General features: G+C 37.1%; 23 protein-coding genes. 21 read left to right on the top strand and 2 right to left on the bottom strand.

Annotation, left to right across the window (positions count from 1 at the left end; genetic code table 11):
• Nucleotides 1-75 precede the first annotated feature (75 nt).
• From JL53_RS08945 to JL53_RS08905, 9 genes are all read left to right on the top strand, one after another.
• On the top strand, nucleotides 76-858 hold the full coding sequence (locus tag JL53_RS08945; protein WP_038407439.1) for a phosphotransferase family protein: 783 nt from the start codon (nucleotides 76-78) through the stop codon (nucleotides 856-858).
• Nucleotides 859-864: 6 nt separating this feature from the next.
• Nucleotides 865-1,509, top strand: coding sequence for a tRNA (guanosine(46)-N7)-methyltransferase TrmB (gene trmB, locus JL53_RS08940; RefSeq protein ID WP_038407438.1), 645 nt, complete (start codon nucleotides 865-867; stop codon nucleotides 1,507-1,509).
• A gap of 59 nt (nucleotides 1,510-1,568) precedes the next feature.
• On the top strand, nucleotides 1,569-2,426 hold the full coding sequence (locus JL53_RS08935; RefSeq protein ID WP_003719913.1) for a YtnP family quorum-quenching lactonase: 858 nt from the start codon (nucleotides 1,569-1,571) through the stop codon (nucleotides 2,424-2,426).
• 123 nt (nucleotides 2,427-2,549) lie between these two features.
• Entirely contained in the window at nucleotides 2,550-2,798 is a 249-nt protein-coding gene (locus tag JL53_RS08930) for a metal-sensing transcriptional repressor (protein ID WP_003719912.1), read from the top strand.
• A 48-nt stretch (nucleotides 2,799-2,846) separates the two neighbouring features.
• A complete protein-coding gene (locus tag JL53_RS08925; protein WP_038407437.1) occupies nucleotides 2,847-4,760 on the top strand; it encodes a BglG family transcription antiterminator in 1,914 nt (637 codons plus the stop codon).
• A gap of 153 nt (nucleotides 4,761-4,913) precedes the next feature.
• Nucleotides 4,914-6,212 carry a PTS sugar transporter subunit IIC gene (locus JL53_RS08920; protein ID WP_003719910.1) on the top strand — a complete coding sequence of 433 codons (1,299 nt, stop codon included), beginning with the start codon at nucleotides 4,914-4,916 and terminating at the stop codon, nucleotides 6,210-6,212.
• Between the two features lie 12 nt (nucleotides 6,213-6,224).
• A complete protein-coding gene (locus tag JL53_RS08915; protein ID WP_003719909.1) occupies nucleotides 6,225-6,527 on the top strand; it encodes a PTS sugar transporter subunit IIB in 303 nt (100 codons plus the stop codon).
• A gap of 28 nt (nucleotides 6,528-6,555) precedes the next feature.
• Nucleotides 6,556-8,826 carry a glycoside hydrolase family 3 N-terminal domain-containing protein gene (locus JL53_RS08910; RefSeq protein ID WP_038407436.1) on the top strand — a complete coding sequence of 757 codons (2,271 nt, stop codon included), beginning with the start codon at nucleotides 6,556-6,558 and terminating at the stop codon, nucleotides 8,824-8,826.
• Between the two features lie 6 nt (nucleotides 8,827-8,832).
• Nucleotides 8,833-9,141: a PTS sugar transporter subunit IIA gene (locus JL53_RS08905; RefSeq protein WP_038407435.1), complete on the top strand. Its 309-nt coding sequence runs from the start codon at nucleotides 8,833-8,835 to the stop codon at nucleotides 9,139-9,141.
• A 62-nt stretch (nucleotides 9,142-9,203) separates the two neighbouring features.
• Here the strand turns inward: JL53_RS08905 and JL53_RS08900 are convergent, their stop codons facing one another.
• The gene (locus JL53_RS08900) at nucleotides 9,204-9,515 is read right to left on the bottom strand and encodes a PepSY domain-containing protein (RefSeq protein WP_003719906.1); all 312 of its coding nucleotides are present in this window, start codon (nucleotides 9,513-9,515) and stop codon (nucleotides 9,204-9,206) included.
• Nucleotides 9,516-9,725: 210 nt separating this feature from the next.
• On the opposite strand from JL53_RS08900, the gene JL53_RS08895 reads away from it, so the two are divergent.
• The 8 genes from JL53_RS08895 to JL53_RS08860 all read left to right on the top strand — a co-directional run bounded on the left by JL53_RS08895 (nucleotide 9,726) and on the right by JL53_RS08860 (nucleotide 17,860).
• Nucleotides 9,726-10,799 carry a M42 family metallopeptidase gene (locus JL53_RS08895; protein ID WP_038407434.1) on the top strand — a complete coding sequence of 358 codons (1,074 nt, stop codon included), beginning with the start codon at nucleotides 9,726-9,728 and terminating at the stop codon, nucleotides 10,797-10,799.
• A gap of 40 nt (nucleotides 10,800-10,839) precedes the next feature.
• On the top strand, nucleotides 10,840-11,010 hold the full coding sequence (locus JL53_RS08890; RefSeq protein ID WP_373634658.1) for a hypothetical protein: 171 nt from the start codon (nucleotides 10,840-10,842) through the stop codon (nucleotides 11,008-11,010).
• 123 nt (nucleotides 11,011-11,133) lie between these two features.
• Nucleotides 11,134-11,445 carry a thioredoxin family protein gene (locus JL53_RS08885; protein ID WP_003719902.1) on the top strand — a complete coding sequence of 104 codons (312 nt, stop codon included), beginning with the start codon at nucleotides 11,134-11,136 and terminating at the stop codon, nucleotides 11,443-11,445.
• A 36-nt stretch (nucleotides 11,446-11,481) separates the two neighbouring features.
• Nucleotides 11,482-12,282 (top strand): DUF1444 domain-containing protein, encoded by an 801-nt coding sequence (locus tag JL53_RS08880; RefSeq protein ID WP_038407431.1) that lies wholly within the window; start codon nucleotides 11,482-11,484, stop codon nucleotides 12,280-12,282.
• Between the two features lie 5 nt (nucleotides 12,283-12,287).
• Nucleotides 12,288-12,905 (top strand): YtpR family tRNA-binding protein, encoded by a 618-nt coding sequence (gene ytpR / locus JL53_RS08875; RefSeq protein WP_038407430.1) that lies wholly within the window; start codon nucleotides 12,288-12,290, stop codon nucleotides 12,903-12,905.
• A gap of 307 nt (nucleotides 12,906-13,212) precedes the next feature.
• Entirely contained in the window at nucleotides 13,213-15,531 is a 2,319-nt protein-coding gene (locus tag JL53_RS08870; protein ID WP_038407429.1) for a DNA translocase FtsK, read from the top strand.
• A 293-nt stretch (nucleotides 15,532-15,824) separates the two neighbouring features.
• Nucleotides 15,825-17,168 carry a UDP-N-acetylmuramate--L-alanine ligase gene (gene murC, locus JL53_RS08865; protein ID WP_003719898.1) on the top strand — a complete coding sequence of 448 codons (1,344 nt, stop codon included), beginning with the start codon at nucleotides 15,825-15,827 and terminating at the stop codon, nucleotides 17,166-17,168.
• A gap of 146 nt (nucleotides 17,169-17,314) precedes the next feature.
• Nucleotides 17,315-17,860 carry a peroxiredoxin gene (locus tag JL53_RS08860; RefSeq protein ID WP_003719897.1) on the top strand — a complete coding sequence of 182 codons (546 nt, stop codon included), beginning with the start codon at nucleotides 17,315-17,317 and terminating at the stop codon, nucleotides 17,858-17,860.
• 42 nt (nucleotides 17,861-17,902) lie between these two features.
• On the opposite strand, the gene JL53_RS08855 is transcribed toward JL53_RS08860, so the two are convergent.
• Nucleotides 17,903-19,015 (bottom strand): M29 family aminopeptidase T, encoded by a 1,113-nt coding sequence (locus JL53_RS08855; protein WP_038407428.1) that lies wholly within the window; start codon nucleotides 19,013-19,015, stop codon nucleotides 17,903-17,905.
• 254 nt (nucleotides 19,016-19,269) lie between these two features.
• Between JL53_RS08855 and JL53_RS08850 the strand changes: the two genes are divergently transcribed.
• The 4 genes from JL53_RS08850 (at nucleotide 19,270) to ccpA (ending at nucleotide 22,818) form a co-directional block, all read left to right on the top strand.
• Entirely contained in the window at nucleotides 19,270-19,725 is a 456-nt protein-coding gene (locus JL53_RS08850) for a DUF948 domain-containing protein (RefSeq protein ID WP_003719894.1), read from the top strand.
• 21 nt (nucleotides 19,726-19,746) lie between these two features.
• Nucleotides 19,747-20,271, top strand: a complete 525-nt coding sequence (locus tag JL53_RS08845) for a YtxH domain-containing protein (protein WP_003719893.1) — start codon at nucleotides 19,747-19,749, stop codon at nucleotides 20,269-20,271.
• 222 nt (nucleotides 20,272-20,493) lie between these two features.
• Nucleotides 20,494-21,579, top strand: coding sequence for a bifunctional 3-deoxy-7-phosphoheptulonate synthase/chorismate mutase (locus tag JL53_RS08840; protein WP_038407426.1), 1,086 nt, complete (start codon nucleotides 20,494-20,496; stop codon nucleotides 21,577-21,579).
• A 234-nt stretch (nucleotides 21,580-21,813) separates the two neighbouring features.
• The gene (gene ccpA / locus JL53_RS08835) at nucleotides 21,814-22,818 is read left to right on the top strand and encodes a catabolite control protein A (protein ID WP_003719892.1); all 1,005 of its coding nucleotides are present in this window, start codon (nucleotides 21,814-21,816) and stop codon (nucleotides 22,816-22,818) included.
• The last annotated feature ends 54 nt before the right edge of the window (nucleotides 22,819-22,872 follow it).

Here is a 22,872-nt window from a genome sequence, read left to right as displayed (position 1 = left end):
GTTACCAATTTGTTCGGAAGTATTTTTAAAGGGCATATGGAAGTTGCAAAGAGCTAGTAAAAGGTGTGTATGTAAATGAAAGATAATTTTTTTGGGAGAGAATATGACATAGCGCCGGCCGGAGGGGAAACTGGTCAAGCATTTGTTGCAACACATGAAGACGAAAAATTTTTTTTAAAAAGAAATTCTTCGCCTTTTTTAGCTGCGCTTTCCGTGGAAAACATAGTGCCAAAACTTGTTTGGACAAGACGCGTCGAAAATGGCGATGTGATTACTGCACAAAAGTGGGTGAACTGTCATATTTTAACACGTGATGAAATGAGTGGAAGTAGGGTGGCAGCGCTCTTGGCTAAAATTCACCATTCAGAAACATTACTGCACATGCTTGAAAAAATCGAGAACTGTTATTTTTCTGCAGATCAACTATTAACTCGCTTAAAAGTAGAGGTAGCAGCAAGTAATAATGTAACATCTTCTATGATAGAAGCGATTCAATACTTGGAATTAAACCTCCCAGTTATTAACCAAACGGAGTACGTCGTTTGTCATGGGGATGTCAATCATAACAATTGGATTATTTCTGAGGAAAATGAATTGTTTTTGGTAGATTGGGACGGAGCAATGCTTGCTGATGCTGCAAATGACATCGGAATGATTTTATACCAATATATCCCGCGGACGGAATGGGAAAATTGGCTTTCAAGTTATGGAACGACCTTAACGACGGACCTACATCGCAAATTAAAATGGTATACAATTTGTCAGACTGTGCTGCAAGTATCTTTAAATCAGTCGTTTGAAGCAAATGAACGAGCGAAACAGATTTTTCAAAATGCAATAGAAGATGATGAGGTGTAAAGAACGATGCGTGTAAAACATAAACCATGGGCAAAAGATAGGCTGCAGGAATTTCCAGCAATTTATATTGAAAACCCTGAAGAACTAAAAGGCAAGTGGCAAGAAGTTTTTGGAAATAATAATCCGATTCATATTGAAATTGGTTCTGGTAAAGGACAATTCGTGAGTGGAATGGCAAAAGCAAATCCATCCATTAATTATATAGGTATCGAAATGATTGAAAGTGTTCTTGTCTCTGCACTTGATAAAGCGCTCGAAGCAGATGTGCCTAATTTACGTTTAGTGGCTCGTGATGCTAAATTATTAGAAGACTGTTTTGAGAAAGGGGAGGTAGCGCAAATTTATCTCAACTTCTCTGACCCGTGGCCTAAAAAACGTCATACAAAACGTCGATTAACCAATCCGACGTTCCTCGCTATTTATGAACGATTATTGCCGGTAGATGGAGAAATTCATTTTAAAACGGATAATCGGAGTTTATTTGAATATTCGTTAGTAGCATTTTCAGAATATAATATGTTACTTACGTTTGTATCACTTGATTTGCATAATAGCGATTACGAAGGGAATATAAAAACTGAATATGAAGAAAAATTTTCAGCTAAAGGATTCCCAATCTATCGTCTTGAAGCAAAATTTGATAGAAATTAAAGGATAAACCAGGTGCATCTGCTGCATCTGGTTTTTATATTTAACGGGAGGAATGTAGAGTGGATACAATTCAGATAGGAGATATTACTATATACTGGTTACGTGGTGGTTATACGCATTTTGATGGGGGAGCGATGTTCGGGGTTGTCCCTAAACCACTTTGGGAGAAAAAATACCCAGCAAACGAAAAAAATCAACTAGCAAATGTGACCGATCCGATGTTCTTTCAATACGAAGGGAAAAACTATTTAATTGATACTGGCCTAGGAAATAATCGTTTGACGGAAAAACAAAAACGTAATTACGGGGTGACGGAAGAATCATTTGTTCTAGAAGACTTAGCTCGACTTGGTGTATCACCAGAAGAGATTGATTATGTGTTAATGACGCATTTACATTTTGATCATGTGCTTGGTTTGACCGGTGTTTCAGAAGAAGGGAACTACTCGATTTTTAAAAATGCCGAGATTTGGACTTCTAAAATGGAATGGGACGAAATGCGAAATCCTAATATTCGTTCAAAGGCGACTTATTGGAAAGAAAATTGGGAGCAAATTGAGTCACAAGTTCATACCTTTGATAGGGAAGTTAAAATAAATGACGTAGTAAAAATGGAACATACTGGTGGACATAGTGCAGGACATTCAATTATTTGGTTTCATTTGAACGGAGAAAAAGCAGTTCATATGGCAGATATTTTTCCTACGTTTGCTCATCAAAATGTTCTTTGGGTTACTGCGTACGATGATTATCCAATGACGTCAATTGCTGCTAAACAAGAAATTTTCAAGCAAACATTTGGAGAAAATTATTGGTTTTTGTCTTATCATGACGCGAGATTTCGAGCTGTAAAAATTGCTGGAAATGGGGAAATTATAAATAGTTTAAAAGTAAATCGTCCGACTAAGAAGTGGTAAAACGCTTCTTTTTTTGAGGGTATTTTCATTTTGTGGTATTATATATTTGTAAACCGCATAATAAAGCCGAAATTATAACCCGGGCAGGGGGATGATAACAATATACACTAAGGGGGTATATAAATGGATGGGGTTGAACGGAAAGCATTAATAACAAGATTTGCCAAAATTGAAGGACATGTGCGCTCTATAAAAAATATGACAGAAGAAGAGCGGGATTTCGAAACAATTATGCAACAAATAGCCGCAGTAAAAAAAGCGATGGACGCAGCAGCAAAAGTAATTTACACTGAACAGATGAAGGAACTTATTAAACAAGGTGAAATGGATGAAGCATTAATTAAAAAGAAAATTGATAGCTACATTCGCTAATGGATAAAAGGCTAGATTAAAACTATTGGTGCGAGGAGAGTAATCTGGATGAGTGGTTCTCAATTGTTATTGCCAAGATGGCAGAAAATAGTTCATATGCTCTATTTAAGGATGTCATTTATTAGTGGAAGAGAGCTTGGTGAGGCGTTAGCCGTAACACCACGTACGATTCGGAATGATATTAAGGCGATCAACCCATTACTTCAAGTTGCTGGAAACCAAATTGAATCACTTCCTGGTGTAGGTTATCGTTTAATTATAAAGGATGAAAAGGCACTTCAAGAGGCTCTGTTGGATAATAAAACAGGTCAATCTAATATGAATATTGTACCGTTGTTTGCCGAAGATCGAGCGAACTACATTATTCGTTATCTGTTACTAAAAAACGATTATGTCAAATTAGAGACGCTTGCTGAAGAACTTTTTGTCAGCAAATCCACCATTAATTCCGATATTTTAGAAGTGAAAGAAAAACTAACCAATTATTCATTATCTGTTGAAAAGAGAGCAGGCTACGGTATCCGGATTTCTGGAACCGAACTGGCCATTCGTTTTTGTTATTCTAGGTATTTACTTGCAGAATCAGCTACTCCACTTATCACAGAAACTGAGCGAAACTTCTTTCAAGATGTTAGTTTGGAAAAAATGTTAGAAATAGTAGTATCCAATATAGCGAAATACAATATTCATATGACAGACATCTCTGTGAAGAACCTAATTATTCATATTGCTATTGCGGTTTCTCGTGTAAAAGATAACTGCTATATCACGGCAACGGACCTGGAAGATATCGAGTTTAGCATGTCAGAATTACGTGCAGCCCAAAACATTATGAAAGAGATTGAGCTTGCGGAAGGAATCCATTTTCCTGAAAGTGAAATTTCTTATATTTTATTGCATTTAAGTGCGAAAAACTGGAAAAGTGATTTTAATAATTATCGCGAATATATCATTGTCGATAAAATATTAGAGCAGATTAAACGGCTTTATGGATATGATTTTCGGCAGGATCAAAAGATGGTTTCGAATATCGCGCTTCACTTAAAGCCAGCCATCAATCGAATTAAATTTAAGATGAACATTCAAAATCCTTACTTGGAAAATCTGAAAGAAAATTATCCGTTTGCGTTTGAGCTTGGTTTGGTCGCGAAAGAAGTTTTAGAGACGGAATTAAAAACGGATGTGAATGAAGCGGAGGCAGGGTATTTAGCAATTCATTTTTTATATGGTCTAGATAAAGAATTTGTACACAATAAGCAAAAAGTATTAATTGTTTGTGCCTCAGGACTTGGAACATCACAATTACTAGAGTCTAAAGTTCGAAAACAATTCGCGAGTAGCTTGGAAATTGTTGGCGTATACTCATTTAAAGATTATAAGACAAAAGCAACTACTTGTGATTTTGTGATTTCAACGGTGCCCCTTCAAAGCAAATTGCACCCGGTCATTCAAGTATCACCATTTTTAACCAAAGAAGATGTTCAAAATATTTCTTTATTAATGAAACATGATGAGACGGAAAATCAAATAGAATTAGAAAAAATATTTCGTGAAGGACTATTTATTGTTAGTCATAAAACGAACAAAATGGAAATTCTTGCGGATTTAGCAGGAGTTTTGCAGGAAAAGCGACTAGTGGGAGAGGATTATTTACCATCACTTATGGAGCGAGAAGAAATTGTGCCGACCTATTTGGGGAGTGGGCTAGCTGCACCACATCCGGTAGAGGCGGAAGTGCTAGAAACGGTCATCGCAGTATGTATTTGCCCAGCTGGGGTAGACTGGAACGGAGAAAAACGTGCGCAAGTGGTATTTATGCTAGCGGTAAAAAATGAAGAACAGAAACGACTGGCGACTCTGTACACGCTAATTAGTGATTTAGTGGAAAACCCCAAAGTAATGGGCGAGTTAAAACGAGTAACTGATTTTGAAAACTTTATGCGCATATTGCAAACAGTTTAACTAAATAAAACATAACAAGCTCTTTTTTAAAATTAAAACAGGAGCTTGTTTTCTTTATTTCCGCATCTACTAAGTTAATGGGGAAAAAGACTGGATTTATTTACTGAAAAGAAAGCGCTACAATAATTGTAATATCTAAGGAGGTTTAAGAAATTGAAAAAATTCATCGAGAAATTAAGTTGGTTATCGCAGAAGCTTGGAAATCAAATTCATTTGAAGTCTATGCGTGATGCCTTTGCTACAATTTTACCTTTTATTATGTTAGCAGGATTTATGGTTTTAATTAATAACGTCATTATCAAGCCGGATGGTTTTATGTCGGCAATTATTAGTTCCGAAACACTTACTACATGGCAAAATTTAGGTAATAGTATTGTTAATGGGACACTTGGTATCATAACTATTTTAATTGGTGCTTCTGTTTCTTATTTTCTGGCACAAAATCGAAAGTTTGAAAATCCGTTTGCTCCAGCACTAATGACCATTGCTCTTATCGTCATTTTTGTTCCAGCTGTTTCTGAAGTTGTTCCACTAGGTTTGGAGAAAGCAGTTGAAGTTACAGGGGTATTACCGCTCTCGTTAATGGGTTCTGCAGGGATGTTTGTTGGTATTGTAACTGCGCTACTATCGACAGAAGTTTTTATCCGTCTATCGAAAAGTGAAAAAATGAAGATCCGGATTTCGGGAGATAGTGTCCCTCCAGCGGTTATTAAATCATTTAATGTTCTTATTCCGACAATGTTAACCGTCCTTATTTTTGCGTTTATTTCATTCTTAGTAGCTACATTATTTAGTTTAAATTTGTATGCACTTATTAGTACGCTTATTCAGAAACCATTAACATTCCTTGTTACGAGTGTGCCTGGATTCCTTGCTTTAATGACAATCTCTCAAATGCTTTACTCTATAGGGATTGCAGGAAGCGGTATACTAGGGCCGATTATGGATCCGGTATTACTTGCTAATATGCAAGAAAATATGACGGCGTTTGCAAATCATACAGAAATTCCACACATTATTAATACGACTTTCCGTGATATCTTTGGTGTTATGGGCGGTGGTGGAAATACGATTGCTCTATTAATAGCTATCTTTATCTGGTCGAAACGTAAAGACTACCGTGAGATTGCTACCTTATCATCTGCTCCTGGTTTATTCAACATTAATGAGCCAGTTGTGTTTGGGCTACCGATTGTTTATAACATAAGTTTAATGATTCCTTTTATTATCTCTACGCCACTATGTCTAGGACTTGCTTATTTAGCTACTAAACTTCACATGATTTCTGAAGTAGTTGTGCTAGTTCCGTGGACAACACCTGTTGTGGCATCAGGGTTCCTTGCGACTGGTGGAGACTGGCGAGCGGCAGTATTCCAAATCTTTTTAATCGGAGTTTGTGTACTTCTGTATTTACCATTCTTAAAAGCCAATGATCGCGTAAAAGCAGTGTAGGAGGACGAATAAATGAAAAATATTATGTTGATGTGTAATGCAGGGATGTCTACAAGTGTTCTTGTTCGAAAAATGGAACGGATTGCCGAAGAACGTGAATTGGATGTGACGATTTGGGCAATTTCTGAAACGGATTTTGAAAAAAATTGGCGCAAAGCAGATGTGATTTTGCTTGGACCGCAAGTTAGTTATATGAAAGACAAAGTTACTGATGTGGTAGAAGGAAATATTCCGGTTACAGTTATTGATGTGATAGATTACGGACGGATGAACGGAGAAAAAGTGTTAGATGTAGCACTCGGTTTACTTAGCTGAATGTAACGACTTGCAAGGAGGAAAGAAAATGGCTATTTATTTAGATGCAACAAAATCTACTAATGATCGCGTGGAAGATTTGCTTTCGCGAATGACGCTTGCAGAAAAATGCGGGCAACTCAATCAGCGAATGTATGGCTGGGATGCTTTTTCAAGAAATGGTGATGTGTTTCAAATTACGGATAAATTTAAAAAGGAAGTAGCTAGGTTTGAAGGAATAGGTGCTTTATATGGTCTATTCCGAGCTGATCCGTGGTCAAAAATGAATAAAGAAACTGGTATTTCGCGAGCCAATTCTGCTAAAGTCGCTAATATGGTACAACGCTATGTGATAGAGAATACTAGGCTTGGAGTTCCGGTTTTACTAGCAGAAGAAGTTCCGCACGGTCACCAAGCGCTTGACAGTGAGTCATACCCAGTAAATTTAGCGCGAGCAGCATCTTTTCATCCTGAATTGCAACAACAAGTAGCGGAGGCGATTGCAGAAGAAATTTCTGATAAAGGTGTCCATTTAGCGCTTGCTTCGGCGTTAGATATTCTTCGTGATCCTCGTTGGGGGCGGGCGGAAGAATGTTATGGTGAAGATCCGTATCTTGCGGCAGAATTAACCGCCGCGATAACAGAAGGTTTCCAAAAAAATGGTAAAGTCGCTGTCATTTTAAAACATTTTGCCGCGCAAGGAGAACCAGTAGGTGGTCATAATTCAGGTCCAGTTTCTATCGGTGTAAGAGAACTCAGAGAAATTTTCTTAGAACCATTACGTGCTGGTATTACAAAAGGTGCACTAGGTGTTATGGCTGCATACAATGAAATAGATGGCGTTCCTTGTCATGCGAACAAAGAACTATTAACAACAATATTACGAGAAGAAATGGGCTTTAATGGCATCGTGATGGCGGATGGTTGTGCTTTAGATCGTTTGCTGAAGTTAAATCCGAATCCTAAAAAAGCGGCAAAAATGGCAATTGAAGCTGGTGTTGATTTAAGTTTATGGGATGAGGTTTTCCCGTTTTTAGAAGAGAGTGTAACTGCAGGGATTCTGAATGAAACGATTGTTGACCAAGCTGTACGTCGAATTCTACAAGTGAAGTTTCAATTAGGATTATTCGAGAATCCATATGTAGAGGAAAAGGTCCCCGCAGCTTCTGTTAACTGGAAAAAGCTAAATTTACAAGCTGCTAGAGAAGGGATTTGTTTGTTGAAAAATGATGCAAAGACCTTGCCACTAGAAGGAGCACGCAAAAAAATTGCCATTGTGGGCCCGAATGCGGATGCGCTGTATAATCAACTCGGAGATTATACGGCACCGCAAAACAAAGGGGATTGTGTTACTGTTCTAGCTGGCTTAAAAAGTATTGTCCCAAAAGAATGGGAACTTCTTTCGGAAAAAGGTTCAGACATTCGTGAAGCAGTAACAGGGGGGATTTCAAAAGCTGAAGAACTAGCAGGAAAAGCGGATGCGATTGTGTTAGTTCTTGGTGGTTCTAGTGCGCGGAATTTTAATATGGAATTTCAGAGTAATGGGGCTGTTAGTTCTAAAGGTCCGAATATGGATGCTGGTGAAAATGTGGATGTTGCGGATATCGCTCTTCCAGAAGTGCAGCTAGCGTTATTTCGGGCGATGAAACGTACAAAAAAACCTGTGATTGTAGTGATGATTCAAGGGCGACCAATTGCTATTCCTGAAATCAGCAAAGAAGCAGATGCACTACTCACGGCCTTTTATCCTGGGAATGTTGGTGGGACAGCAATAGCAGAAGTGTTAGTTGGTAAATATAATCCGTCTGGTAAATTACCGGTTAGTATCCCTGTGTCTTCTGGACAAATTCCTGTTTATTACAATCAAAAAGCAGTGGAATACAAAGAAGACTACTTTGATTTAACTGGAAAGCCACTTTATCCATTCGGTTATGGGTTAAGTTATAGTGATTTCTCTTACCGGAATTTAGTGATTAAACAAGAACAGATTTCTTTGTCTTCTTTGCTCGCGGGAGAAACAGTCGCTGTTAAAGTGACGGTGGAAAATACTTCTGAAATAGCAGGAGAAGAAGTGGTGCAACTTTATATTCATGATATGGAGTCCAGCATAACTCGTAGAAAGAAAGAACTAAAAGCCTTTAAAAAAATTCGAATCGAACCAAAAGAAAAGATAGACGTGACACTCGAACTAACCAAAGAGGCTTTCGAAGTGTGGTCTATCGATAACAAATATGAGATAGAGACAGGCGGTATACAGATTTTCGTTGGCGGAAGTTCTGATACAACTTTAGTCGGTCAAGTAACGATCGTGGGAGGTTAACACAAAATGGAAGGTATGGAACTGGCGTCATTTCAAATAATTAGCTCAGTTGGAGCCGCGAGAAGTTGTCTTATTGAAGCAATGAGATTAGGAAGAGAAAGAAAATTTGATGAAGCCTATCTGAAAATAGACGAAGCAAACGAATTTCTAAGTGAAGGGCATAAAAATCATGTCCAATTAATTCAAAAAGAAGCAGACGGTGGAGACGTGCAAATTTCTATTTTGTTTATGCATGCGGAAGATCAATTTATGACAACTTATACGTTACGAGATGTTACTTATGAAATGATTGCTATATGGAAAGAAATGAAATAATACAAAAAAGAGATTCTCTACTTGTGATAGGAGAGAATCTCTTTTTTATTTGTTCAAAGCTATTAAGCTAAGTATACATCAATAATTGTTCCGGTATTAGCATCTGCAATAAATTCGAATTGTTTTTTCTCGCCTTCACGGATACATGTGATGCCACCGTGATAAACAAACGTGTCAATCGCAAATTTTTTGTAGTGCTGTTTTTTTAATTGAATCCATGAACCCTCGATTGGTCCATCTTGTTTGAATGCGTTTTTCACGTTTTCTAAAATAACATCACCTGAAATTGTTTTATCGTTTAGTAAATAATGATAAACAAGGTGTCCAGCTGCTGCACCCGCTCCAACGCCGGCAATGAAAGCCTTCCAGTTCATTGTTTTGCCTCCCTAGTGTTTTCCTATACTTTTTAAAAAATGGCATAATAAAAGCTACTACACGCATCTCTTTTAATCATTATACTACAAATTTTTGATTATAAAAGTTTTTTTTGAACGCGCTTTCGAAATTTTAGCAAGCATTTCAAGCGCGAATGCGGATTATTTGCTATAATAAAAGAGATTTCAAACGGAAAGAGATGATTATTAATGGAAAAAGAAACGTTAGCGATGTTTAAAGAATTAACAGAATTACAAGGAACTTCTGGTGATGAGCATCGAATTCGCACTTTTATGCGAAAAGAGCTTGAGCCTGTTTCAGATGAAATTATTCAAGATGGATTAGGCGGGATTTTTGGCGTGCGTCACGGCGCTACTGATGGTCCGCGAGTGCTTGTTGCGGGTCATATGGATGAAGTTGGCTTTATGGTTACACAAATCACTGAAAATGGGATGATCCGTTTTCAGACAATTGGTGGTTGGAATCCGCAAGTCTTGCAAGCGCAAAGAGTGCAAGTAATGGCGCCGAATGGTCCAGTAATTGGCGTGGTTGCGTCTGTTCCACCACATTTGTTGACAGAAGCAGAACGTAGCAAACCTACTGATCCAAAAAATTTATTAATTGATATTGGTGCCGACGATAAAACAGATGCAGAAAAAATAGGTATCAAACCAGGACAATTTATCGTGCCTGTTTCAGAATTCACACCACTTGCTAATCCGAAAAAGATTTTAGCAAAGGCTTGGGATAATCGCTATGGAGTAGGACTTGCAATCGAACTTTTGAAAGAATTAAAAGGAGAATCACTTCCGAACACACTGTTTTCCGGAGCAAATGTGCAAGAAGAGGTAGGTTTACGGGGGGCAGGTGTTAGTGCCAATATGATTCAACCTGATTTATTCTTTGCCCTTGATGCCAGTCCTGCTAACGATACAACTGGAAATAAATCGCAATTTGGCCAAATTGGTCAAGGTTTCTTGTTACGCATTTTTGACCGGACGATGATTATGCATCGTGGTATGCGGGAATTTTTACTAGATACAGCAGAAACTAATAACATTCCTTATCAATATTTCGTCTCTCCAGGAGGTACGGATGCTGGTAAAGTTCACACCTCGTTAAGTGGTATTCCAAGCGCTGTAATAGGTGTTCCAGCCAGATATATCCATTCTACTAATTCTATTTTACATGTAGATGATTATGCTGCTGCAAAAGAAATGATTACCACGCTTATTCGTGGGTTGGATAAAACGACTTTTGAAACTATAAAAAATAATGCGTAAAATAAGCAAAAATCCGGTGCTGTTGGTTGGAATGTTGCTTTTGGCTGCAAGTATCGTTTTTTTACTAGGGTATTTGGTCCATCTATCCTATTTTCGCAAGACGGAATTTGGCTGGATTATTATCACGTTCTTAGCTGGAGTAATGACACTTGCCTTTGGTTATTATGGTGACTATCAAAAGCGAAAAAAAGCGCATTCCAAAGTGCGGTAAAAAGTTTGGTTTTGAATAAAAGCCAAACTTTTTTTCTTGTCTAGTATTAGTTGAGCTTTATTCTGGACGAATACTTTGTTTGGCGGTAGGATTTAACTAGAATATAAGTAGAAGGAGCATAAAATGAAAAATTTAGAATCAATCGAACAGTTTAATGCAATTAAAGTGGAAGGAAAATCCGTCTTTATGTTTAGTGCAGATTGGTGTGGGGATTGTAAATATATTGAACCGGTTATGCCAGAAATTGAAGTGGAAAATGAAGATTTTGCGTTTTATCATGTAGACCGGGATGCTTTTATTGATTTATGTGCGGACTTAGGAGTTTTTGGAATCCCGAGTTTTCTTGTGTTTGAAGATGGTATGGAAGTTGGCCGTTTCGTGAGTAAAGACCGAAAAACAAAAGAAGAAATTAATGATTTCCTAGCTGCGATTTAATAAAGTGTCGGCTTTTCATGGAAGGGGAGACAACTATTGGCAAAAATGACTACACTAAAAATGAAAGAACGATTAGAATGCGAACTAAAAGCACCGAATCGGCAGTTTTCTTACAATCGTGATAATGATACGCTGCTAGTAATGCAAGCAGATAAAAAAGTAACGCTTACGATTCCGCAAATCATTGCGAACTACGAAAATGATGGAGACGCTGCTATCCGCAAAATTGTTTATTATGTAGAAGAAGGTTTTCGAGCTGCGGAAGGGGATGTGACACTTAAGAACAACATGAATCGTATTTATCCAGTCGTCCGAGCTACTTCATTCCCGAACAAAACAAAAGTGGGAGGGGTGCTTTTAATGGATGAGCATACCGCAGAAACAAACATTTTTTTTGCGTATGATTTAGGAAACTCCTACCGTTTTATCGAGGAGAGCATGCTTCTTGAAGAAGAGATAACGCGCGAGGATATAAAAGAAGCGGCTACTCGTAATTTGGCACAATTAGAAGTACCGCTAAAAAAAGACGCTGTTAATGGCAATGACTTTTATTTTGTAAGAACAAACGATGGTTATGATGCTAGCCGGTTATTAAATGAATCTTTTTTAGCAGAAATGCGTGGAAAATTAACTGGCGAAATGGTGCTGGCTGTTCCGCATCAAGATGTCTTGATTATTGGTGACATACAAGATAACACAGGTTACGATGTCCTAGCGCATATGACGATGGATTTCTTTGCAGATGGGCTTGTACCAATTACCTCTTTGCCATTTGTCTATAATAATGGTAAACTGGAACCGATATTTATAATGGCAAAAAACAGATTAAAGGAGTAGAAGACGTGATAGTAAACGCATTTTATAATGAAAAAGGGGTAGGGGATACTCTACTAATTGAAACGGGAGAAGTAACATTCGAAAATCGTGAGTGGGAACGTCACGGGGATGTTGCTCGTATATTTGATAGAGAAACAAAAACGTTAGCAGGCTTCAACATCTTTAATAGCTCAAAATATTTTGAGATTGCTGCTAATGGAAAAGTAGAATTAACAGAAGAATTAGTAGATAAAATGAATCAAGTTATTGAAAAAGCTGGTTTTGAACCTGAAATCGTTGCAGACCTTTCGCCTAAATTTGTTGTTGGTTATGTAGAGGCGAAAGAAAAACATCCTAATGCGGATAAATTAAATGTTTGTCAAATTAACATTGGTGGGGAAGTGTTGCAAATCGTCTGTGGTGCACCAAATATTGAAGCTGGCCAAAAAGTAGTGGTAGCTAAAATTGGTGCCGTGATGCCAAGCGGCTTAATTATTAAACCATCGAATTTACGTGGAGAAGATTCTTTTGGTATGGTGTGTGCCGCAAGAGAATTAGCGATACCGAATGCGCCGACTGAAAAAGGAATTTTGGTTTTAGAAGACTCTGCAGCTACTGGGGAAGTTTTTCCGGTTAACTTCTAAATAAAGGAAAGTTTATGAACATCTGATTACAAATCAGGTGTTTTTTTGTTTGTAAAATAGCATATTGTGAATAATAATAAAATGTTCTACGATTGATTTGTTATTGTATACAATTTATATGTAAATTGTATTAAAAACAATCATTTCCCGTTCTATAACAAAAACTTATATCAGGTTTAAAGCTAGTAATATCAAGGTATTATAACGAATATGACTCGAAATATAGCGAATTCACAATTTTGTCATAGATTATTTCGTTTTTGTCTGTTAAAATCAAACAAGAAAATTAAATTTAGGGTGATAATGAATGGGATGGTTTAAAGATTTTTTCTTTGGCGATATGGACGAAGAAGTAGATACATATGAAACTAAACCTGCTAACAAAGCAGAAAAGAAAGTAAAAAGCGCTCCAGATGTAGCGCCAAAATCAAATGTGACGGCAATAAAAACAAAAGAACGGCGAGTAGTAAAAAATAATCGGTCGGTGCCTAATAAAACAGCTCCGGTTTCTAAACAAAAAGCGTTGCAACAAGTGAAACGTCCTATAAAGACACAAATGGTCTATCAATATCCAAAAGGTGAATTTCGTTTTCCTTTAATACCAGATAAACCAAATAACGCACCAATTCAATCTCAAAAAGTTAACATGAAGCCATTACCACAAAAGGTAGATCAATCTGTAGGGGAAAAAGAGGAGAGAAAACGTCCTTTTGCTGCAACCGATGTTCCGTCTCCTGTTTATGCTTTTAATAAACGGCCGAGTAAATTTGAATATGCAGTATCTGAAACGGAAGAAATCGCAGAGATACGGGATGACTTGACAATTACACCAGTAGATTTACCAGACTTAGCAGATGCTGAAACGATTGCTTTTGAAGCGGAGATAGAACGTCAGATAGAAGATTCGCTTCCGGAAGATGTCGTAGAAGAGAAGATTGTAACAGAGGAAGTTATTCCAGAACACCCAGTTGAACCGGTTGCTTCTGAACAACCAACTCGTGTTTCGCTTATAAAAGAAGAACCACAAACGCAAACGGCTTCAGTTGCAAAAACAACACAAATAGAAGTAAATCGACAAGAACAATTACAAAAGAGCAGAATTCCGTTTAATGTAATGATGGTGAAAAGAGACAAGCAAGCACTTCAAAAAGAGGAATCAGTTGAGGTGGTTTCAGGACGAATGGCGACAACAGTAGAACACACGGGGAATTATCAATTCCCAGCATTCAATTTGCTTCATCCACCAGTTTCTAAACGAGAAGATGATTCTTGGCTCCAAATGCAGCAAGAAATGTTAGACGAGACATTAGCAAATTTCAATGTTCAGGCGAGTGTTGTTAATAGAACACAAGGACCAGCTGTTACTAGATTTGAAGTTCAACCAGAAAAAGGTGTTAAAGTTAGCAAAATTACCAATTTAACAGATGATATTAAACTTAGCTTAGCGGCAAAAGATATTCGGATAGAAGCGCCAATACCTGGTAAGAGCACAGTTGGGATTGAAATTCCTAACCAAACAAGTCGGCCGGTGATGCTTTCTGAATTAATGAATACCGAAGCCTTTCAATCATCCACATCGCCACTTACTGCTGCACTGGGATTAGATATTTCGGGAACACCGATTATTACGGATTTACAAAAAATGCCACATGGTTTAATTGCTGGAGCGACAGGGTCTGGTAAAAGTGTTTGTATCAATTCTTTGCTGGTTAGTTTACTTTATAAAGCGACACCAGACCAGTTAAAGCTACTTTTGATTGATCCGAAAATGGTGGAACTAGCACCATACAATCGAATTCCGCATCTTGTTAGCCCGGTAATTACTGATGCAAAAGCGGCTACCGTTGCTTTGAAATGGGCTGTAGAAGAAATGGAACGGCGCTATCAATTATTTAGTCATACTGGTGTTCGTAATATGGAAAAATACAATGAATACGCAAGTCATCCAGATTATACCGGAGAAAAATTACCGTATATATTAATCGTGATTGATGAGTTAGCTGATTTGATGATGGTAGCTCCAAATGATGTTGAAGAATCCATCAGTCGCATTGCCCAAAAAGCGCGTGCATGTGGTATTCATATGATTGTAGCGACGCAGAGACCTTCTGTCGATGTAATTACGGGTCTCATCAAGGCGAACATCCCAACGCGTGTTTCGTTCTCTGTATCGTCGCAAATCGATTCCAGAACGATACTGGATGCAAGTGGCGCTGAAAAACTACTTGGAAAAGGAGACATGCTCTTCTTACCAAGTGGCGCAAGCAAACCGGTTCGTTTACAAGGAACTTTTGTCAGTGACGAGGAAATTGATGCAGTTGTAGCCCATGTTCGCACACAAGGGGAGGCTGATTACATCTTTGAAGAGCAAGAACTCCTTGTGAAAGAAACGGCTAAAGAGAATACCGATGAATTATTTGAAGAAGCATGCGACTTTGTATTAAGTCAAAATGCAGCATCTACTTCCTTACTTCAAAGACATTTTAGAATAGGCTATAACCGAGCAGCGAGATTAATGGAATCGCTCGAAAATCATCAAATTGTCTCAGGAATCAATGGTTCTAAACCACGTGATGTTATTATCACCAAAGACCAATTAGCGAAACTCAGAAACAAGGAAACGTAATTTTGTAGTACTAAACTAACATAATACCTAATCAGTTTTACATTTTATAGCTATTTTCATGAGTAATTTCTCTTATATTTGGTGAAAGGTTTTTCTATTTACATGGAAAGTGATATAATAAGCTGGTGAATTATCGACTCAGCAAGATATTAAACATAAAACACAACTGGAACGTAAGATGATGTCTAGAAAACGGAAGCTTTATGCTGTTTTCAAAGTTAAGACTTAGTGCTTAACAGTTAACATGTATTTTTAGGCACCCTCTTCATGATAAATTAATGGGGGTTCAAATAATGACTATCTATCATTTTGTTGGAATAAAAGGGTCAGGAATGAGTGCACTTGCTCAAATCCTGCATGATAAAGGTTTTCAAGTGCAAGGTAGCGATGTGGATAAATACTTTTTTACACAAAAAGCTTTAGAAGAAAAGCAAATTCCGATTACTACTTTTTCGGCAGATAATATAAAGAGCGGGCTAACAATCATCGCTGGAAACGCCTTTCCAGATACGCATGAAGAAATTGAGCGTGCGATGGAACTAGATCTTCCGGTTATTCGTTATCATAAATTTTTAGGTCAATTAATTGATGGTTACACAAGTATTGCTATTACAGGTTCGCACGGTAAAACATCAACAACAGGTTTGTTATCACACGTAGTTGGTGCGATTCGTCCAACCTCATACTTAATTGGTGACGGAACGGGCAGTGGAACAAAAGGTGCAGAGTATTTTGCACTTGAAGCGTGTGAATATCAACGTCATTTCCTTGCTTATAAACCAACCTATGCCATAATGACGAATATTGATTGGGATCATCCGGATTATTTTAAGAGTGTGGATGATGTTTTTAATGCGTTCGAAACGCTTGGCAAACAAGTGAAAAAAGCAGTGTTTGCACTAGGTGATGACGCAGAACTTCGCAAGCTTACTTTAGATGTTCCGATCATTTATTTCGGTTTTGGTGAAGATAATGAATTCCAAGCCAAGAATGTTATTAAAGAAACTACTGGAACCCGTTTTGATGTTTATCATCGCGACGAGTTTTTAGCTTCTTTTGAAATTCCTGCTTACGGAGATCATAACGTATTAAATGCGTTAAGTGTTATTGCACTTTGCGACTATGAAGGTTTGCCAGTGGAAGCAGTAAAAGCAGAATTAAAAACATTTGAAGGCGTTAAAAGAAGATTTAGCATTACAGAAAAAAGTAATCAAGTTTTAGTAGACGATTATGCGCATCATCCGTCAGAAATACGTGCAACCGTAAATGCTGCACGACAAAAATATCCTGATAAAAAAGTAGTTGCTGTATTCCAACCGCATACATTTACACGAACACGTACATTTTTACAAGGGTTTGCTGATAGCTTAAATTTAGCAGATGAAGTATATCTTTGTGATATCTTTGGTTCAGCACGTGAAAAAACTGGTAATTTAACGATTGCTGATTTAGCGCATAAAACTAAAGGAAATCATATTATTAAAGAAGAGCATACTGAAGAACTTTTGAAATATCCTGGAGCAGTAATTTTATTCATGGGTGCCGGAGATGTTCAAAAATTCCAAGCAGCCTATGAAAAAGTGCTGGATCAAGAAGAAATTACCGATGCTGAAGTGAAAAAAAGTGCCATTAACTAAATAATAAAAAAGCATGCGGTTAATTCAGCATGCTCTTTGTTTGTTTATAATTATTATAAACAAAAGCTTTACACTCCTTAATCCATGTATTAAAATATATCATGTGATACAAAATACAACTACATAGATAAAATGGAGGGATAAAAGTGGCAGAACGTTTAGTAGGTACACAGGCTCCAAGATTTGAAATGGAAGCCGTTATGCCCAATCAGACTTTTGGAAAAGTAAGTCTAGAAAAAAATATAGAAGATGATAAATGGACAGTTCTTTTTTTCTATCCAATGGACTTTACATTTGTTTGCCCGACTGAAATTGTTGCTATTTCGGCTCGTTCAGATGAATTTGATGCTTTAGATGCACGGATTATTGGCGCTTCAACTGATACCATTCATTCTCATCTTGCATGGACAAATACGCCGATTAAAGAAGGCGGAATTGGCAAGCTGAATTATCCGCTTGCAGCCGACACGAATCATCAAGTAGCATGCGATTATGGTGTGTTGATAGAAGAAGAAGGAATCGCATTACGTGGACTTTTCATTATTAACCCTAAAGGTGAAATCCAGTATGAAGTCGTTCACCATAATAACATTGGTCGTGAAGTTGATGAAATCTTAAGAGTCTTGCAAGCACTACAAACGGGTGGACTTTGCCCGATTAACTGGCAACCTGGTGAAAAAACAATTGTATAAAAAAGGTAAGCGCCTAGGAAGTAAGTTCCTAAGCGCTTATTTTTATATTAAGTTTTCTGGATTTAACGCTTCTAATTCAGGAAGCACGAAAATACCATCTTTACGAATGAGCACATCATCAAAATAAATTTCTCCGCCGCCATAATCAGCTCGTTGAATATTTACTAGGTCCCAGTGTATTGCTGACTGATTGCCATTAAATGCTTCATCATAACATTGACCAGGTGTAAAATGGAAACTTCCTTCGATTTTTTCATCAAAAAGAATATCTTGCATTGGTTCATGGATGAATGGATTAACTCCAATGGCAAATTCTCCAACAAAACGAGCACCTTCGTCTGTATCCAGAACTCTGTTAATACGATCTGTATCATTTGCAGTTGCTTCTACAATTTTTCCATCTTTAAAGGTAAAAGAAACGTTCTCAAATGTAAATCCTTGATACGGGGAAGGGGTGTTATAAGTAAGTTTGCCGTTGATAGAGTCACGAACTGGAGCAGTAAATACCTCACCATCAGGAATATTCATTTCCCCAGCGCATTTGATTGCTGGAATATCTTTAATACTAAAAGTTAAATCTGTTCCTGGGCCAACAAGGTGAACTTTGTCTGTTTTGTTCATAAGTTCTACTAGACCATCCATTGCTGTGCTCATTTTTCCATAATCCAAATTACATACATCAAAATAGAAATCTTCAAATCCGGCAGTACTCATTTTTGCAAGTTGAGCCATGGAAGCACTTGGGTAACGAAGCACTACCCATTTTGTTTTTTTGACGCGAATAGTAGAATGCATTTTCCCAACGGTATCACCATGGAATTTTAATTTATCAGCGGGAACATCAGAAGTTTCGTTGATGTTATCACCAGCTCGTAAACCTATGTAAGCGTCCATTTCTTTCATCACATTACCTTCAAATTCGGCAATCTTTTCGTATTGCTCCCTATTTGCGCCTAGCATTAACGCTCGGTCGATTTGCGGTTCTTTTAAAGAAACAAATGGGAAACCACCAGCTTTATATGCTTCTTCCACTAAAGCCATTACAAGTTCTTTTTGGACACCAAAGTTTTCAATCAAAACTTTTTCTCCAGCACCAAGTTTGACGGAATAGTTGATTAAATTATGTGCTAATTTTTCAATTCTTGAATCTCTCAATCTTTTGACCTCCCTGAAATTAAAAATAAGCAAAAAGTTGCTCCTATCTATTTTACTCTAAATTTAACCAAAAGCAACCATCTGTAATTAATTAGCCAGTTTCTTTCTTATTAGTTTATTTTTTTGCAGTTAATTGCTAAAATGAAGCTAATACCTTTTCTTTTTTTACAATAAGTACATAGATTTCTTAGGGGAAGAAAGTTTTAGAGGGAAATGCTCAGGGTATAGAAAAAAGAACATGGAGGTGTGGATAGATGATAGTAATCTTGTATATTGCAGCATTGATCGCTGCGATAGCACTTTTAGTTATTGCCATCAATTTGGGGAAAACATTAAAATCAACTTCCCAAACAATGGACGAGGTAGCTAAATCATTAGAAAAAATAACAGTAGAAGTACAAGGTATTACAGGTCAGTCACAAAAATTACTTGATAAAACCAATATACTTCTAGAAGACGTGAATGGTAAAGTTGCGAAAGTAGATCCAGTTTTTGATGCAGTTGGTGACATTGGAACATCTTTACTCGGATTAAGCCAATCTGTTCGCGAACTTGCAACACTAGCAACAAATAAAGTAGAACAAAATGAAGCAAAGATTTCTCAAGCTGTCTCCATTAGCAATTCCATTCTTTCTTTTAGAGAAAAAATGAAAGCAAATAAAGCAGCTAAAGAAGCGGCAAAAGAAGCATCTGAACAATCAAATTTCTAATATAATCTGGAGGGATTTATCATGGCAGAAAAAGATGGTATTAATACAAAAGATTTTCTAATCGGTGGTTTAATTGGTGCAATCGTTGGTTCGGCTGCAGCACTTTTATTCGCACCTAAATCAGGTAAAGAGTTACGTGAAGATTTAAATACACAAGTCGATACAATGAAAGAAAAAAGTAATCAATGGAAAGACATTGCTTATGAAAAAGGTATCGAAATTAGTGGTGTTGCAAAAGGAACAAAAGATAAATTAGTTGATTCTGCTGGTGGTTTTGTTGATGTAGTAAAAGACAAATCCGGTAAATTAGCTGACACAGTTGCTAAACAAGGGAAAGCTGTTAAAGAAGTCGTTTCCAAAAATAATGAAGAAAATGCTGAAGCAGCTAAAAAAGCAGCAGAAACAGTAAAAAGTGAAGCTAAAGATGCTGCTGATGATGTAGAAAAAGCAGCAGATAAAGCAAAAGCAGAAGCAAAAAAAGCAGTAGATGAAGGTAAAGATACAACTAAAAAAGTGGCTGCTGATGCTAAAAAAGAAGCAAAATAATTAAACGCTAAAAAAACAGCCTTCATGGGCTGTTTTTTTTATATGTGAAAATATCCATTGGCTACTTGAAATTTTTTCGATAACATGATAGTATTAAATTTATATTATTAGCTTTAATGCTTAAAAGCGATTAAGTATAAAAGTGAATTCGTGACAAATCATCTGTTTTCCTCTATAATGAGAAATAATCTTGGAGCAGATTTTTAGAAGGGTGGAAGTTAAATGGTTAACGCAAATTTAGAGGAATTAAGAACACAGGTGGATCAATTAAATATTGATTTGCTAGAATTGATTAGTAAACGCGCGAATTTAGTACAAGAAATCGGTAAAATTAAAGGGACACAAGGTTCTCTTCGGTTTGATCCGTTACGTGAAAGAGAAATGCTTAATACAATTCTCGCAGCCAATAAAGGGCCTTTTGAAGATAGTACGATTCAGCAATTATTCAAAGAAATTTTTAAAGCAGGATTAGAACTTCAAGAAGACGATCACTCCAAAGCATTACTTGTATCTAGAAAAAATAAACAAGAAGATACGATAGTTACTGTAAAAGGCTTACCAATCGGAAACGGCGAACCAGTCTTTGTGTTCGGTCCATGTTCAGTAGAGTCATACGAACAAGTGGCAGCTGTTGCTGAATCCATTAAAGCAAAAGGATTAAAACTTATCCGTGGTGGTGCCTTTAAACCACGTACTAGTCCATATGATTTCCAAGGATTAGGGTTAGAAGGATTAAAAATTCTAAAACGTGTTTCTGATGAATATGGTTTGGCGGTTATTAGTGAAATCGTTACTCCAGCTGATATTGAAGTAGCACTTGATTACGTGGATGTTATTCAAATCGGTGCCAGAAACATGCAAAACTTTGAATTATTAAAAGCAGCTGGTCGAGTGGACAAACCAATCTTACTAAAACGTGGCTTATCCGCTACTATTGAAGAATTCATTGGCGCTGCAGAATACATCATGTCACAAGGAAATGGCAAAATTATTCTTTGCGAACGTGGTATCCGCACATACGAAAAAGCGACTAGAAATACACTTGATATTTCCGCAGTTCCAATTTTGAAAAAAGAAACGCATTTACCTGTAATGGTCGATGTAACGCATTCTACTGGTCGTAAAGATCTATTACTACCATGTGCAAAAGCGGCTCTCGCTATTGAAGCAGACGGCGTGATGGCGGAAGTTCATCCAGACCCAGCAGTGGCTTTATCCGACTCAGCTCAACAAATGGATATTCCTGAGTTCGAGCAATTCTGGAAGGAAATTTTAGCTAGTAATTTGGTTCCTCATAAAGTAAAATAACGTTGAAAAACCTTGGTATTCCAAGGTTTTTTATTTTGGGCAAAACAATTAATGCGCAAAAAGCATCTAATGACCAGATATAATGCTGTTTTGATATGAAAATAAATGAAAATAAAGAGTGAAAACAATTGCATATCGAAAAAAGTTATCGTATTATTAAAGGAAGGCTAGTTGTTTACGTTTCCAAGTGGTATATAGAGCCATTAAAATAATTGATATGGAGTGTGAATAGGGATGAATGTAACAATTTACGATGTTGCGCGTGAAGCAAATGTTTCCATGGCAACTGTATCTCGGGTCGTTAACGGCAACCCAAATGTTAAACCAGTAACACGAAAAAAAGTATTAGATGTGATTAATCAATTAGGTTATCGCCCTAATGCAGTAGCTAGAGGATTAGCAAGCAAACGAACAACGACTGTTGGCGTAATTATTCCAGATATTTCGAACGTATTTTACGCAGAACTTGCGCGCGGAATTGAAGATATTGCAACGATGTATAAATATAATATTATCCTTAGCAATTCGGACGAAAACGAGGATAAAGAACTTCAAGTATTAAATACACTGCTTGGAAAACAAGTAGACGGTATTATTTATATGGGCGAACGCATTTCGGAACAATTACAAGAAGAATTTGATCGTTCACCAGCGCCAGTCGTTTTAGCAGGAGCTGTTGATTTAGAAAACAAATTAGCCTCTGTTAATATTGATTACAAACAAGCGACAAAAGAAGCAGTCAAACGTTTTATTGATAACGGGCATAAACAAATTGCTTTTGTCAGTGGTTCTTTAAATGAACCTGTAAATAGCGAAATGAAACTTGCTGGTTACAAAGAAGCTTTAGAAGAAGCTGGTATTAAGTATCAAGAAGATTACATCATTGAAGCAAAATATAACTACAATGCTGGGGTAAAAGTATGGGCAGAGTTAAGCGCACTTACGAAAAAACCAAATGCAGTAGTTGTAGCTGACGATGAACTTGCAATTGGGATTTTAAATGCCGCACTGGATGCAGGAATCAAAGTACCAGAAGATTTAGAAGTAATGACAAGCAACAATACAAAACTAACATTGATGTCTCGACCGCAACTTTCGACGATTGTACAACCGTTATATGATATCGGTGCGGTAGCAATGCGTTTACTTACAAAATTAATGACCAATGAAGAAGTAGACGAAAAAACAGTAATTTTGCCACATAGTGAAAAACTTCGTGGTACCACTAAAGAAAAATAAAAAGTTGACATCATTTTTACCTGTATGTTATAAATGTATGTATACTTTTCATAT

This window comes from Listeria ivanovii subsp. londoniensis, from assembly GCF_000763495.1.
In the GTDB taxonomy this organism is placed as follows: domain Bacteria; phylum Bacillota; class Bacilli; order Lactobacillales; family Listeriaceae; genus Listeria; species Listeria londoniensis.
Note: the sequence above shows the minus strand (reverse complement) of the source record. Positions and strands in the feature narration are given on the sequence as shown.

Coding starts and splice junctions, on each gene's coding strand:
- JL53_RS08915 (WP_003719909.1), top strand. CDS start 6,225: ATGAAAAATATTATGTTGATGTGTAATGCAGGGATGTCTACAAGTGTT.
- JL53_RS08885 (WP_003719902.1), top strand. CDS start 11,134: ATGAAAAATTTAGAATCAATCGAACAGTTTAATGCAATTAAAGTGGAA.
- JL53_RS08905 (WP_038407435.1), top strand. CDS start 8,833: ATGGAAGGTATGGAACTGGCGTCATTTCAAATAATTAGCTCAGTTGGA.
- JL53_RS08845 (WP_003719893.1), top strand. CDS start 19,747: ATGGCAGAAAAAGATGGTATTAATACAAAAGATTTTCTAATCGGTGGT.
- JL53_RS08895 (WP_038407434.1), top strand. CDS start 9,726: ATGGAAAAAGAAACGTTAGCGATGTTTAAAGAATTAACAGAATTACAA.
- JL53_RS08850 (WP_003719894.1), top strand. CDS start 19,270: ATGATAGTAATCTTGTATATTGCAGCATTGATCGCTGCGATAGCACTT.
- JL53_RS08870 (WP_038407429.1), top strand. CDS start 13,213: ATGGGATGGTTTAAAGATTTTTTCTTTGGCGATATGGACGAAGAAGTA.
- JL53_RS08925 (WP_038407437.1), top strand. CDS start 2,847: ATGAGTGGTTCTCAATTGTTATTGCCAAGATGGCAGAAAATAGTTCAT.
- murC (WP_003719898.1), top strand. CDS start 15,825: ATGACTATCTATCATTTTGTTGGAATAAAAGGGTCAGGAATGAGTGCA.
- trmB (WP_038407438.1), top strand. CDS start 865: ATGCGTGTAAAACATAAACCATGGGCAAAAGATAGGCTGCAGGAATTT.
- JL53_RS08840 (WP_038407426.1), top strand. CDS start 20,494: ATGGTTAACGCAAATTTAGAGGAATTAAGAACACAGGTGGATCAATTA.
- ccpA (WP_003719892.1), top strand. CDS start 21,814: ATGAATGTAACAATTTACGATGTTGCGCGTGAAGCAAATGTTTCCATG.
- JL53_RS08910 (WP_038407436.1), top strand. CDS start 6,556: ATGGCTATTTATTTAGATGCAACAAAATCTACTAATGATCGCGTGGAA.
- JL53_RS08900 (WP_003719906.1), bottom strand. CDS start 9,515: ATGAACTGGAAGGCTTTCATTGCCGGCGTTGGAGCGGGTGCAGCAGCT.
- JL53_RS08930 (WP_003719912.1), top strand. CDS start 2,550: ATGGATGGGGTTGAACGGAAAGCATTAATAACAAGATTTGCCAAAATT.
- JL53_RS08945 (WP_038407439.1), top strand. CDS start 76: ATGAAAGATAATTTTTTTGGGAGAGAATATGACATAGCGCCGGCCGGA.